We start from the raw sequence: 13,617 nt of genomic DNA, 5'->3' as shown, positions 1-13,617 counted from the left end.
GGTCTCCTTCAAATGGGCCTTAAGCTGAAAGCCGGCATGAGCGTGGGGACAGAAGCGTCGAGGCGACGTCGCGGCGCTGGGGCGATCCGGGATCGCGCCACGCCGGTTGTCCGTGCTGCGCTCACCCTGCCAGCCGGCTTGCTGTTCCTCTCAGGTACGGCCGCGCTGATCCTCCAGGTGATCTGGATCAGGCAGCTCTCGACCGTGGTCGGGGTCGAGGTCTATGCCGTGACGACCGGCGTCAGCGCCTTCTTCGCCGGCCTCGCGATCGGCGGCCTGATCTTTGGACCGATTGCCGACCGCAACCTTCAGCCCTTGCGTCTCTACGCCGCTCTCGAAGGTGGCGTCGCCATCCTCGCCATGGCTGCGACCATCGGCCTGTCGCAGGCAGCTCCGCTCTTTGCCCGCCTCGAATTGACGACACCGCCGCTCGCCTGGGCGATGGTGTTTGCGCTCGTCGGCTTGCCCGCCGTGCTGATGGGCGGCACGCTKCCGGCACTGACGCGTTTCGCCGCCACCCGGCGCGACGATGTCAGTCAGGTCGGCGGCCGGCTCTATGCGGCCAATACAGCGGGCGCCATCACCGGTGCACTGCTCGCCTCGTTCCTTGTCATTCCCGCGGTCGGCATGCGCGGCTCGGCGCTCGTGGCCGCCGCAATCTGCCTGGTTGCGGCCCTCGCGGCGCTTGCAACGAACGCTAAGGCAGGTGTCGCAAGCGTCGACGCGGTCAAGCCGACCGATAGCGGCTTCTCGCCTTCGGCCGCGCTGGCCATCGCCCTCTACTCGGTCGCAGGCGGCATCGCGCTGGGTTACGAGGTGGTGTGGTCGCAGACGATCGTGCCCTTCATGAGCACGCGCAGCTTCGCCTTCTCCGTCCTGCTCGCAACCTATCTCACCGGGCTCGCGCTGGGGGCTGCCATTTTCGCGCGCTGGGCCGATCGCGTCACGAAGCCATGGAGTGTCTTCGGCCTGCTCATCGCAGGGGCCGGCCTGTCGGCCGCTCTGGCCATCGCCGTGCTCGGCCCCTGGCTGAGCCAGCTCCAGGGCCTGGTCGAGGCAGCAGTGCTGAATCTGACGGGCAGCGCCTTTGCCGGCATGTCCGCCCGATTTGCCGTCGCCGCGATCTGCGTCGTCCTTCCCAGTACCCTGTTCCTAGGCGCGGCCTTTCCAGCGGCGTTGCGCCTGATCGTCGCCCCCCGGCATATCGGCCGCGGTGTCGGCATGATCGTCGCGTTGAATACCCTCGGCGGCATTCTTGGCACGGCCATCACCGGCTTCGTCCTCATTCCGGCGCTCGGGCTCGTCCAGACCCTCGCAGTGCTCGCCGTTGCCGCCGCGCTGGTGGGAGCCGTCGCTGCCTTGCGCGAACGGCGCGCCGGCTCAAAGGCTTGGATCGCGGCGCTCGCCATCAGCGCCGCCACATGCGCGACCGCCATCCTCCTGCCATCCGATCGCCTCGCCACGCTGATGCCCGGCGCCCGCGGCGCGAGCCTTACCTTCTATGACGAGGGCCTGGGCGGCACGGTCGCCGTCGTCGAGCGGAGCTCGGGCCGAAACCGCTTCCGCCGTCTCTACATCCAGGGCGTCTCCAATTCCGGCGATGCGATGCCATCCCTGCGCTACATGCGGATGCAGGCATTGCTGCCGCTGATCATTCACAACCGCGAGCCGAAATCGGCTTTGGTGATCGGCTTCGGTACCGGCATCACGGCGGGAGCCTTGCTGACCTATCCCGGCCTCGACCGGCGCGTCGTTGCCGAATTGCTGCCGAGCGTCATCCGCGCGGCGCCGAATTTCGAGGGTAGCTTCCGGGCCGCAACCGACCCGCGTCTCGAGATCCGCCTGCGCGATGGACGCCGCGAGCTCCTGCGCAACCCGGATCGCTACGACCTGATCACGCTCGAACCGCCGCCACCCTCTGCTGCGGGCGTCGCCAACCTGTATTCGAGCGATTTCTATGCTCTGGCTCAATCGCGCCTTGCCGAGGGGGGCCTCGTCGCGCAGTGGCTGCCCCTGCCGACCCAGAACGACGAAGACACGCGGTCTCTGGTGCGCAGCTTCCTCGACGTCTTCCCGCACGCCACCCTCTGGACCACTGAGCTGCACGAGATGCTGCTGATCGGCTCGCAAGAACCGGTTTCGCTGGATCTGCAGAGGATCGCCGGCCGCTTCGCACAGCCGGAGGTGGCAAAGGCTCTGAGTGATGTCGGCATCGATTCCCCTGCGGCTCTCCTCGCGACCTTCGTCACCGATCGGCAGGGGCTGGAGCGCTATGCAAGCGCTGCTCGCCCCGTGACGGATGACGATCCGCGCATCGAATATGCAGGCTGGGTGCGGCGGCTCGAACTGGCGCGGACCTTGCCCATTCTCCTGGAGATGCAGGGAGAACCGCCGGTCATCGGCGCCGACGATGCATTCCGGGCCGATCTTGCAAATGAGCGCAGCAGACTCGTGACATTCTACGATGCCGGCCTTGCCGCTTATGTCGGCGACCGGGCGCGCTGGGCGCGGCAGATGCGGCGCGTGATCCAGGCCGATCCCACCAACCCCTATTATAACTGGTTCACAGGGGGCCCTCGCGAATGAGCGAGCGCGGAAGCGTTCTGCGGGATGCCCGCCCCCGGAAGCCCGACATTGAGAAGGAGAACCCGGTGCTGAACGTTCGAGCTGCCCTGGCCGCGTTGTTCCTGGTCTCATCCTGGGCGTGGAATGGCGCCGTCCTCGCCCAATCCGACCCTCTGCCATCCTGGAACGACGGCAAGGCAAAGACCGCCATCGTCGAATTCGTCAGAAGGGTAACGCAGGAGGGCGGCCCCAATTACGTCAAGCCGGCGGAGCGCATCGCCACCTTCGACAATGACGGCACGCTCTGGGCCGAGCAGCCGGTCTATTTCCAGCTTCAGTTCGCCTTCGACGAGGTGAAGCGGCTCGCTCCCCTGTATCCGGAGTGGAAGAGCAAGGAACCCTACAGGTCGGTCCTGGCCGGCGACATGAAGGGGCTGGCGGCCTCCGGAGAAAAGGGCCTCCTGCAGATCATGGCGGCTGCCCATTCCGGGATAACGACACGGGAATTCGAGCGATTGGTCGTCAGCTGGCTCAACACCGCGCGGCACCCGACGAAGAAGCGCCCCTATACCGAGATGGTCTACCAGCCGCAGCTGGAGCTGCTGACCTATCTGCGCGCCAACGGCTTCAAGACCTTCATCGTCTCGGGCGGTGGCGTCGAATTCATGCGCGTCTTCGCCGACAAGGTTTATGGCATCCCGCCCGAACAGGTGGTCGGCTCCGCCGGTGCAGTGACATTCAGGCTGAGCCCGAGCGGCAAGCCCGAACTGTTCAAGGACGCCAAGGTCGAGTTCATCGATGACGGTCCCGGAAAGCCTGTCGGGATCAACCGCTTCATCGGCCGGCGACCGATCCTGGCCTTCGGCAATTCCGACGGCGACCTGCAGATGCTGCAATATACGACGGCCGGCGATGGGCCACGCCTGGCCCTCATCATCCATCACACCGATGCCGAGCGCGAATGGGCCTATGACCGCAAGTCGCCTATCGGTAAGCTCGACAAGGCTCTCGATGAGGGCCAAGCCAACGGCTGGACCATTGTCGACATGAAGTCGGACTGGAAGGCTGTCTTTCCGCCGGAGCCGTAGCGATGAACAAGGAAGACGTGGTCAAGCGCTTCAGGATCACGGACGGCGACAAGTTTCGGCTTTCCGACGTCGACCCCGCCGATGTTTGCGGTTTCGACAGTGAGAAGGACGACGCCAAGGAGTTGCTGGCAGCCGGGGTCAAGCGTCTGCACGCGCTGCAGGAGCGGCTCTACGCCGAAGGGCGCTGGTCGCTCCTCGTCATCTTCCAGGCGATGGATGCGGCCGGCAAGGACGGCACGATCGAGCACGTCATGTCGGGCATCAACCCGCAAGGCTGCGAGGTGACGTCCTTCAAGGCTCCAAGCACCATTGAGCTGCGGCACGATTTCCTGTGGCGCACCACCTGCGCACTGCCGGAACGCGGTCATATCGGGATCTTCAACCGTTCCTATTATGAAGAGGTCCTGGTCGCGCGGGTCCATCGCTCGGTCCTCGAAGCGCAGAACCTCCCGCCCAAGCTGATCACAGACGATATCTGGCGCGAGCGTTTCGAGAGCATGCGCGATTTCGAGCAGCACCTTTCGCGCAACGGCGTCGCGATCCTGAAATTCTTCCTCCATGTCTCGAAGGACGAACAGCGGCGCCGTCTCCTCGCCCGGATCGACGAACCGGACAAGAACTGGAAATTCGACTCAAGGGATCTGGCCGAGCGCGGTCATTGGGACGAGTATATGGGTGCCTATGAGGATGCGATCCGGGGCACCGCGACGAAGAGCGCGCCCTGGTACGTCATTCCCGCAGATCACAAATGGTTCACGCGGCTCGCCGTGGCGGCAGCCATTGGCGAAAAGCTCGAACAGCTCGACCCACAGTTTCCGACGGTCGACGACGACATGCGCAAGGCCATGGCACAGGCGCGCAAGGTATTGGCGAGCGAGGAGCGGTCCGAGCGCGCCAAGGCGGATTGAACAGCAGCGGAGGCCCGACGACCATGACGGATGGCGCGGTACTGGACAGGATCGACACGTTGAGCGGCATGATCCGCATTCCCGGCGGAACCTTCCGCATGGGCTCGGACAAGCACTATCCGGAGGAGGCGCCGAGCCATCGCGTCACGGTCGATGGTTTCTGGATCGACGCGACTCCGGTCACCAATGCGCAGTTTCGCGCCTTCGTCGAAGCAACCGGCTACGTCACCTTCGCCGAGATCCCGCCGGACCCAAAGGACTATCCCGGCGCCCTGCCCCATATGCTGCGAGCAGGCTCGCTGATGTTCAACCCGCCGACCCATGCGGTCGACCTGCGCGACTGGTCGCAATGGTGGAAATTCCAGTTCGGCGCGACCTGGCGCAAACCCTATGGGTCGGGGTCGTCGATCAAGKGGCTCGACGACCACCCGGTCGTGCATGTCGCCTATCGCGATGCCGAAGCCTATGCAGCCTGGGCCGGAAAGGCCGTGCCGACCGAGGCCGAATGGGAATTCGCCGCACGTGGCGGGCTTGAGGATGTCGAGTTCGCCTGGGGCGACGAGTTGACGCCTGGCGGACGTCATATGGCCAACACCTGGCAGGGCAATTTCCCCCACGAGAATACGCGGGAAGACGGGTTTGCGCGCACCTCTCCTGTCAGCGCCTTTCCCGCCAACGGCTATGGCGTCCACGACATGATCGGCAATGTCTGGGAGTGGACAACGGATTTCTGGTCGACACGCCATCAAGGCGATGCACCCAAGGCCTGCTGCGTGCCGCAAAATCCCCGCGGCGGCCCCGAGGCCAACAGTTATGATCCGCGTCAGCCTGCGATCCGCATTCCGCGCAGGGTCCTGAAGGGCGGCTCGCATCTCTGCGCACCAAGCTATTGCCGGCGCTATCGCCCGGCCGCCCGCCATGCCGAACCGGTGGATACCTCGACGAGCCATGTCGGCTTCCGTTGCGTGGTCCGGACCGAGCCCATCCCCCCGACCTGAATGCAGCTGTAACGGTTACGTTGCTGACTAGAGCGCCGCTTCGTTCAGAATTCCGGCGAAAGCCCCATTCGCATTCCGGAGGGAACAGGCTGATGAGCGACGGCAGGGGATCGGCGGCTCGGGATGCGGTCGTCGATCTGCAGAAGCGGATCAACCAGGACATCATCGGCCAGGAACGCGTCGTCGAACGGCTCGTCGTCGCACTGCTTGCCAATGGCAATGTCCTGCTCGAGGGCCTGCCGGGCCTCGCCAAGACCCGCGCCATCAAGAGCCTTTCGAATAATCTCGAATCCGACTTCAGCCGCATTCAGTTCACGCCGGACCTTCTCCCCTCGGACGTCACCGGCGGCGAGATCCTGCGCGGCGACGGTCAGTTCGAGTTCCGCAAGGGCCCGATCTTCGGCAATCTTGTCCTGGCTGACGAGATCAATCGCGCCCCGCCCAAGGTCCAGTCGGCGCTCCTCGAAGCGATGGAGGAACGGCATGTGACGGTCGCCGGCAAGCGCTACGACCTGCCCGACCTCTTCATGGTACTCGCGACCCAGAACCCGATCGAGCAGGAGGGAACCTATCCTCTCCCGGAAGCGCAGATGGACCGCTTCCTCATGCATATCCGGATCGACTACCCCACCGATGCCGATGAGGTGAAGGTGATGCGGCTCGTTCGCGGGGAAGCTGCTGAGCCGACGGGTGCTGCCGCGCAGCCTCCGCCGAAGATCCCGCAGAAGCTGATCTTCGAGGCGCGCTCCGAGATCGACCGGGTGACGACGAAAGCGGTCGTCGAGACCTATATGGTCGCCCTTGTCGCCGCGACGCGCAGGCCCGCCGAATTCGGCGACAAGCTGAAGAACTGGATCGCAGTCGGGGCAAGCCCGCGCGGCTCGCTCGCACTCGATCGCTGCTCGCGCGTCTATGCCTGGCTCAACGGACGCGATTATGTCACGCCCGAAGATGTCCAGGCGATTGTCCATGACTGCCTGCGCCATCGCCTGTCGCTCAGCTACGAGGCCGGCGCCGACGGCGTGAATGCGGACGGTGTGCTGGACGAGATCATGAAACTGGTTGCGGTCGCGGCCTAGGGCGGAGCGGCTCATGGCGTTGATGCGGGAAAGACAGGGAGCAGGCAGCGCCGTTCCGGAAACTGGCGCGCGCGTCTTTGTCTCGCTCGATGACCTGCTGCGGCTGAAGCACCGTGCAAAGGGTTTCAGCTTTCTGCCTCGCCAGCCGGTTCACAGCCTGCTTGCCGGCCGGCATGCCTCACGCCTGCGGGKACGCGGCCTGAACTTTGAGGAGTTGCGCCACTATTTCGAGGGGGACGATACCCGTTCGATCGACTGGCTGGCGACGGCTCGTCTCGGCTCTCCTCATGTCCGCGTCTATTCGGAAGAGCGCGATCGGCCGGTCCTTTTGATCATCGACCAGCGCAGCACGATGTTCTTCGGCAGCCAGCGGGMGATGAAGTCAGTCGCAGCCGCCGAAGCCGCGGCACTCAGTGCCTGGCGCGTCACCTCCCTCGGCGATCGCATCGGCGCGGTCGTCTTTGGCGATCGGCAGATCGTCGACATCAAGCCGCAGGGGCGTGATATCGGCGTGATCCGCGTGCTTTCGGAAGTGGTGAAGCAAAATCACGCCCTGGGCCAGCCAGAACCGACGTCGGCGGCGGCCCAGCTCAATGAAGCCCTTCGCCATGCGGTCCGCATGGCGACGCATGACTGGCTGGTCTGCCTGATCTCCGATGCGGCCGGCGAGGATGAGGAAACGGCGCAGCTGATCACCCGCCTTTGTGCTCACAACGATGTTCTGGCCGTCTACGTTCACGATCCGCTCGAGCGTGACCTGCCGGATGTCGGCCCCGCCGTTTTCAGCTCCAGTCTTGGCCAGATCGAAATCGATTCTTCCTCTCAGGATCTGCGTAGCCGGTTCGCGCGCGAGCATGCAGACTGGCGCGCACGACTGGCGGATCTCTCCCGCCATCGGGCGATCCCGATTCTTCCGATCTCGACAAGCCTCGATGTTGCGGCACAGTTCCGCGAACTCATTGGCAGACGCAGCGAACGCCGGGCCGCGGCAGCGCAAGGGCGGCCGCTGCGATGAGCGACGATCCCGGGAGCCTGGCCAATCTTCGCGACCTGGTGCTGCCTCCGGACATTCCGTTCTGGCCGCCCGCGCCGGGTCTCTGGATCGTCGCGGCAACGTGCCTCGCGATGCTCGCGGTTCCGGCCTGGCGCGCGGTCCAACGCTACCGCGCCGCCGCCTATCGTCGCGCGGCGATCGCCGAACTGGAGACCATATCGGCTGGGATAGAGCAGAACGATCCCGACGCCGTCGCCCGCATCTCCGCGGTGATGAAGCGCGTCGCCATGGTCGAATACGGCCGCGACAAAATTGCCTCGCTCAGCGGCCCCGCTTGGGCCGATTTCGTTGCACACGAGGCAGGCACGGGCTTCGATCCGGCCACGATACATCGGCTGCTCACCGAGGCCTTCGATGGAAGGACCAAGCCGGATCCGTCTGAACTACGGCTTCTCATCGGGCATGCCGAGCTATGGGTCCGCGCCCACCGCACGCCTACCGTCGCGGAGGCCTGACCATGCTGACCTTCGCCTATCCCTGGCTGGCCCTGATCACCCCCCTGCCGATAGCGGTCTGGCTGCTTCTGCCCGCCCATGCGAGCAATCGGACAGGCTTGCGCGTTCCGTTCTTCGGTCGTCTTGCGGCGCTCAGCGGTCAAACCCCGCATCTCGGAGGAGTGATTGCGCCACGTCGCACTCTTCCCTTGTTCGTCCTGATTCTCTGCTGGCTGCTGGCTGTGGCGGCGCTCGCGCGCCCGCAATGGATCGAACCTCCGTTGCATCAGGACCGTCCTACCAGGGACCTGCTGCTTCTGGTCGACCTGTCCGGGTCGATGGACACGAAGGACTTCGTCGACGCATCGGGCAAGACCGTCGACCGACTGACGGCGGTCAAGCAGGTGCTCGACGAATTCCTGTCGCGACGCAAAGGCGACCGGGTCGGCGTCGTCGTCTTTGGCGATGCGCCATTCGTCCTCGTGCCGTTTACGACCGATCTCGAACTGAGCCGCGCGTTGCTGCGCGACACCGTCGTCGGAATGGCCGGTCCGCGCACGGCCTTCGGTGACGCGATCGGCCTCGGCATCGGGCTCTTCGACCGCAGTACCGTCAAGGCGAAGACGATCATTGCGCTGACCGACGGCAACGACACCGCCAGCAAGGTCCCCCCCGTAGAGGCCGCAGGTGTCGCGAGGGACCGGGGCATCGTCATCCATACAGTCGCCGTCGGCGATCCCACGGCGGCCGGTGAAGACAAGCTTGACGAGGGCGCTCTCAAGGAGGTCGCCAGTACGACGAAGGGAGGCTTCTTCCGCGCGCTCGACCGATCCCAACTCGCCGAGATCTACCAGCGGCTCGACGAGATCGAGACCCGCAAGATCGATACGGTGAGTTTTCGCCCGAAGCGCGATATTTATTGGATGCCCTTGGCCGCGGGCCTGAGCCTGTCGCTGCTGCTGCAGGCGCTGCGAATGCTGCGGCGCCGATACCTGCGTGCTGCGCTTCGGATCAACGATCTCGCGATCTCGAAGGGGGCGCCATGATCGAAACCCTTTCCGCATTCCACTTCCAGCGCCCACTTTGGCTGTTCGCCTTCCTTCCGGCGCTTGTCCTGGTGCTGCTTGAATACCGGGCCGCTGATACAGCCGGCCGGTGGCGCCGCATCATCGATCCCGAGTTGCTGAAATATCTTCTGGTCGACAATGGCCCCGTGTCACGCATCACCCCCAATGCCGTGCTCTTGGCGGCCTGGACGCTCGCAACCATCGCCGTCGCCGGTCCGGCCTGGCAGCGCGAACCCTCGCCCTTCGCCGATGCGAAGCCGCCGGTCATCATTGTCCTCAAGGTCACTCCGTCGATGATGACGGAAGATCTCGCCCCGACCAGGCTGGACCGGGCTCGCCAAAAGCTCTCCGACCTGCTGAGCCTCCGCGAGGGGGCAGCAACCGGTCTCATCGCCTATTCCGGCTCGAGCCATCTTGTCCTGCCACCAACCCAGGACAGCACGGTGGTGCTGGATCTCGCCAAGGCCCTGTCGCCCGCGATCATGCCCAAGGAGGGCGACGACCTTGCCAATGCACTCGCCTTGGCGCAGCGGGTACTGGCCGGCAACGGGCATGGCGGCTCGATCCTGGTGATGGCCGACACGGTCGCGAGTGATCAGCTTGCCCGACTGGGCGAGACCGCCGCAGTAGCCGCGACCACCATCCTGTCTCTACTACCGGCCAATCTGGATGCAGCCAGCACCGGAGAGGCAGCCCGCGCGCTTCGCGCGACCGTCGTCGCGACCACGCCGGATCAGGTGGACATCACCGCGATTGAGCGCAGGCTCGATCGCGTCGGGCGCACCGCCGACGTCGCTGGCGAAGGACAGCATTGGCAGGAGGCAGGATACTGGCTGACGCCCCTCTTTGCCCTGCTCGCGCTGCTCTGGTTCCGCCGTGGATGGGTGCTGACATGACCCGGCCGATCGTCAAAATGTGTGCCCCCTATGCGCTCATCGCGGCCGTCGCCGTCCTCCTGCTAGCGCTCCTCGCCCAACGCATCGGCTGGCCCAACCTGTTCCTGACTCCGGACCAGCGCGGCCGCATCCTGCTCGATAATGGCCGACCTGCCGACGCAGCCAATGCCTTTCGCAATCCGATCTGGCGGGGCGTTGCCCTCTTCCGCGCGGGAGATTTCAAGAGTGCAGCGCAGGCCTTTGCCGCGGTCGACAGCGCCGAGAGCGCCTATGACCAGGGCAATGCCCTCATCATGCTCGGCCAGTACGATGACGCCATGCAGCGCTACGACCGGGCGCTGACCTTTCGGCCCGGCTGGCCGGAGGCCGTTACCAACCGCGAGATCGCCCGCATCCGCGGCGAGCGCAAGAAGGCGGAAGGCGGGGTCAATGACAACACCGAGTCCAAGCCCGATGAAATCGTCTTCGACAAGACGAAGAAGGGCGGCGAGGACACGACAATCGAGGACCCCGCCCAGGCGATGTCCGATGAGGCCGTGCGCTCGCTCTGGCTCAAAAGGGTTCAGACCCGGCCCGCGGATTTCCTGCGCGTGAAGTTCTCCTACCAGCTTCAATCGCCCGCCTCAGGGACGCAGCCATGATGCGCCATGTGGCGGCTGTCGTCGTTGCGCTCGCGATGGCTATGGCCCCGGCACTGGCGCAAGCCCCCGCTGCGACGCCGCTGGTTCGGACGACGATCGCACCCTCGGAAGGTATCGTGATCGGCCAGCCGGTGCAGCTGCATGTCGAGGTGCTGTTTCCCAGCGAGATGCCACGGCCGCCGCTGGTCAAACTCGCGGAGGCTCCAGGAGCCCAGACCCTGCGTTTCGAAACTCAGGCGATCACGATTCGGGATCGCATCGGCGATCAGGATTATGTCGGTCAGAGATTCGAGTTCGTGATTTTCCCAAGGCGCGGCGGCGATATCCAGGTGCCGGCAGCCGATGTCACCCTTCTCGACCGAGCCGGCGATCCCGTCGGATCGGCCAAGGGACAACAGATACATTTCTCGGTCACCGTTCCACCGGGTATCGACCCTTCCGGTCCGGTTCTTGCCGCATCCGACGTCCGCGTCAGCGAGACCTGGTCTCCCGATCCGGTGTCGTCTTCCTTCAGGGCCGGGAGTGCGATCACTCGCGCAATCCAGCGCAAGGCCACGGGCGTGCCGGCGCTCGGCATGGTCGATTTTCGCTTTACCGCGCCCGAGGGCGTGCGTGTCTATGTCGATCCGCCGGTCGTCGACGACAAGGTCGATCGCGGCTCCGTCGAGGGCTCTCGAACCGACAAGGCCACCTATGTCTTCGAGAAGCCTGGCAGCTATGTTCTGCCGGGTCTCTCGCAGCCCTGGTGGGATACCGACGGCAGGCAAGCCCGGACGGAGACGGTGGCCGGGGTCACGTTGAAAGTCGCCGCGACGGCGGCCGCCCCGGCACAGCAGCCGCCCTGGCGCAACGCCATTGCGAACTGGCGCAAATTCGTCATTCCGGTGCTCGGCGCCGCGCTAGTCCTGCTCGCATGCGCCATGCTCTGGCCCTGGCTGAGCTCCCGATGGCGCAGGCGCGAGCAGAGACATCTCGCCTCGGAGACCTTTGCCCGAAAAACTCTGCGCCGGATTGCCAGCACCGGGGATGCTCCGGCGAGCTATCGTGCGCTCGCGACATGGCTGGAGCGATTGCCCCCAGACGGCAAGGACGCCGCGCGACGGGACAGCCGCTTGCAATCGTTGATCACGCAGCTCGAGCACGCCCTGTTCGGAACGGGCGGCAGTTGGTCAAAACAGAACGGAGCGGAGTTGGCAGAACTGGTCGCACACTTCCCTACGCTCAAGAAGGGCGGCCTCGTCCACGTCTCGCCACCCCTCCCTCCGCTCAATCCGCCCCCTCCGTCGCGGCGCCCTGCGTCTCAGGAGAGTGCATGACTGCGCAATGTAGTGCCGATCATGCCAGCGCCCAGCGTCTCATCGGAAATATCTCGCGGCGGCTGGGCTCCACGCAACCGCACGACAATTCGCCCCGACGGTTCGGAGCCATCGCTCCCATGTGAAATTTCCATGCGATTTCAAAGCGAAGACTGACATGCAGCATCCCCTCAAGGCCCGGTTCCAGCACACGGTCGCCCTCATTGCGACGGTGACCCTCCTTCTCCCGCCGCCCACCATCGCCCTGGCCCAAACCCGCGAACGGCAGCCGCCTCGACAACCGCGCCGCAGGCAAGCCCGACCCAGTCCTGGCCGCGCACCGTCGCGGATGCCGCGGAGGACATCACCATCTATCAACCGCAGATCGAGAGCTGGCGGGGAGATATCCTCGAAGCCCGCTCGGCCGTGTCGATCCAGCGTCCCGGCAGCCAGGCGCCGACGCTGGGCGTGATCTGGATGAAGGCGAGAACCTCGGTCGACAAGGAAAGCGATCTCGTCTCGCTGGATGGCATCGAGCTCACCAGGGCGAATTTTCCCTCGGACACCGCCAATTCCAACGCCTATCTGACGACGTTGCGCGAGCATGTCCCCGGTGGCCTGCGCACGATCTCGCTATCTCGCCTGCAGGCCAGTCTTGCCGTCTCCGAGGCCGAGACCGACCAGACGCAGGCTGTGCGCAACGAGCCCCCCAAAATCGTCTACAGCGAAACACCGGCCCTGCTCGTCCTGATCGACGGCAAGCCCCAGCTACGCCAGGTTGCCGGCAGCAAGCTGCTGCGCGTGATCAACACACCCGCCCTGATCCTGTTCGACGAGGCTGCCGGCGTCTACTACCTGCGCGCGCTGAAGACGTGGTGGAATGGCAAGGCGCCTGAAGGTCCCTGGGCCGTGGCGCCACAGCCTCCGGCCAGTCTGGCCGGCGCGTTGAAGGCAGCCGGGACCCAGGTCAATCTGATGGACACGCCGCCAGTGGACATCGAGGCAGCAGTTGCAGGCCGGGCGATCCCGACCCTGCATGTCAGCCTCGGACCGGCGGAGCTGATCCAGACGGCGGGTCATCCGGAATATCTGCCGATTCCGGATACGCAGCTGCTCTATATCAAGAACACCAGCAGCCATGTCGTCATCGACGTCGCCAGCCAGGAGAACTATGTCCTGATCTCCGGGCGCTGGTTCAGCTCCAAATCGCTTTCCAACGGCCCTTGGAGCTTCGTTGCGGGCGACAAGCTGCCAGCGGATTTCGTCAAGATCCACGACAGCCACCCGAAGGGCGCCGTGCTGGCCTCGGTGAGCGGCACGGTCCAGGCCCAGGACTTCGGTAACGGGGCCGTCTCAGTCAACTGGATTTTGGCGCAGATCATCGTTCGGCCGCTCTGATCGCGCGGTCGCGTGGCGATCCACATTGRCCGACACCGTCCAGCYTGGCTGGCTACGCGGCCTCGCCCTGAGATCTCCCCGGGTTCATGCTTCGGTCCGTGGTCAGCGCGACGGCTGCCAACATGATGCTGGTCCAATACGGCGTCCGATSTGCCTATCTCATAGGCGCGCTCGACCGAGGTCGGCGACAGTCC

12 protein-coding genes are annotated in these 13,617 nt (G+C 65.1%); all 12 read left to right on the top strand.

Annotated features, from left to right (window positions below; translation table 11 throughout):
- Positions 1–36: 36 nt before the first annotated feature.
- Positions 37–2,586 (top strand): fused MFS/spermidine synthase, encoded by a 2,550-nt coding sequence (locus AC1DIO_RS19880; protein ID WP_441506946.1) that lies wholly within the window; start codon positions 37–39, stop codon positions 2,584–2,586.
- Between the two features lie 68 nt (positions 2,587–2,654).
- Complete coding sequence (locus tag AC1DIO_RS19875; RefSeq protein WP_441507036.1) at positions 2,655–3,653, top strand: HAD family hydrolase; 999 nt, start codon at positions 2,655–2,657, stop codon at positions 3,651–3,653.
- Positions 3,654–3,655: 2 nt separating this feature from the next.
- A complete protein-coding gene (locus tag AC1DIO_RS19870) occupies positions 3,656–4,561 on the top strand; it encodes a polyphosphate kinase 2 family protein (RefSeq protein ID WP_441488134.1) in 906 nt (301 codons plus the stop codon).
- Between the two features lie 23 nt (positions 4,562–4,584).
- Complete coding sequence (locus AC1DIO_RS19865; RefSeq protein WP_476853975.1) at positions 4,585–5,559, top strand: formylglycine-generating enzyme family protein; 975 nt, start codon at positions 4,585–4,587, stop codon at positions 5,557–5,559.
- 92 nt (positions 5,560–5,651) lie between these two features.
- On the top strand, positions 5,652–6,638 hold the full coding sequence (locus AC1DIO_RS19860) for an AAA family ATPase (RefSeq protein ID WP_441506945.1): 987 nt from the start codon (positions 5,652–5,654) through the stop codon (positions 6,636–6,638).
- Positions 6,639–6,651: 13 nt separating this feature from the next.
- Positions 6,652–7,653: a DUF58 domain-containing protein gene (locus tag AC1DIO_RS19855; RefSeq protein ID WP_476853974.1), complete on the top strand. Its 1,002-nt coding sequence runs from the start codon at positions 6,652–6,654 to the stop codon at positions 7,651–7,653.
- Positions 7,650–8,147 carry a DUF4381 domain-containing protein gene (locus AC1DIO_RS19850; RefSeq protein WP_476776110.1) on the top strand — a complete coding sequence of 166 codons (498 nt, stop codon included), beginning with the start codon at positions 7,650–7,652 and terminating at the stop codon, positions 8,145–8,147. Before AC1DIO_RS19855 ends, AC1DIO_RS19850 begins: the two co-directional genes overlap by 4 nt.
- A gap of 2 nt (positions 8,148–8,149) precedes the next feature.
- Positions 8,150–9,172 (top strand): VWA domain-containing protein, encoded by a 1,023-nt coding sequence (locus tag AC1DIO_RS19845; protein WP_441506942.1) that lies wholly within the window; start codon positions 8,150–8,152, stop codon positions 9,170–9,172.
- Complete coding sequence (locus AC1DIO_RS19840) at positions 9,169–10,089, top strand: VWA domain-containing protein (RefSeq protein ID WP_441506941.1); 921 nt, start codon at positions 9,169–9,171, stop codon at positions 10,087–10,089. The genes AC1DIO_RS19845 and AC1DIO_RS19840 overlap by 4 nt, the downstream gene beginning before the upstream one ends.
- Positions 10,086–10,730 (top strand): tetratricopeptide repeat protein, encoded by a 645-nt coding sequence (locus AC1DIO_RS19835; protein WP_441488127.1) that lies wholly within the window; start codon positions 10,086–10,088, stop codon positions 10,728–10,730. The genes AC1DIO_RS19840 and AC1DIO_RS19835 overlap by 4 nt, the downstream gene beginning before the upstream one ends.
- Entirely contained in the window at positions 10,727–12,046 is a 1,320-nt protein-coding gene (locus AC1DIO_RS19830) for a BatD family protein (RefSeq protein ID WP_476832069.1), read from the top strand. Before AC1DIO_RS19835 ends, AC1DIO_RS19830 begins: the two co-directional genes overlap by 4 nt.
- 405 nt (positions 12,047–12,451) lie before the next feature.
- Entirely contained in the window at positions 12,452–13,423 is a 972-nt protein-coding gene (locus AC1DIO_RS19825) for a hypothetical protein (protein WP_441506939.1), read from the top strand.
- The last annotated feature ends 194 nt before the right edge of the window (positions 13,424–13,617 follow it).

Source organism: Allobosea sp. 05T439, assembly GCF_056396005.1.
Note: the sequence above shows the minus strand (reverse complement) of the source record. Positions and strands in the feature narration are given on the sequence as shown.

Bases quoted from the DNA above. Each gene is read 5' to 3' on its own strand.
- AC1DIO_RS19870 (WP_441488134.1), top strand. From the start codon at position 3,656: ATGAACAAGGAAGACGTGGTCAAGCGCTTCAGGATCACGGACGGCGAC.
- AC1DIO_RS19860 (WP_441506945.1), top strand. From the start codon at position 5,652: ATGAGCGACGGCAGGGGATCGGCGGCTCGGGATGCGGTCGTCGATCTG.
- AC1DIO_RS19850 (WP_476776110.1), top strand. From the start codon at position 7,650: ATGAGCGACGATCCCGGGAGCCTGGCCAATCTTCGCGACCTGGTGCTG.
- AC1DIO_RS19845 (WP_441506942.1), top strand. From the start codon at position 8,150: ATGCTGACCTTCGCCTATCCCTGGCTGGCCCTGATCACCCCCCTGCCG.
- AC1DIO_RS19840 (WP_441506941.1), top strand. From the start codon at position 9,169: ATGATCGAAACCCTTTCCGCATTCCACTTCCAGCGCCCACTTTGGCTG.
- AC1DIO_RS19835 (WP_441488127.1), top strand. From the start codon at position 10,086: ATGACCCGGCCGATCGTCAAAATGTGTGCCCCCTATGCGCTCATCGCG.
- AC1DIO_RS19830 (WP_476832069.1), top strand. From the start codon at position 10,727: ATGATGCGCCATGTGGCGGCTGTCGTCGTTGCGCTCGCGATGGCTATG.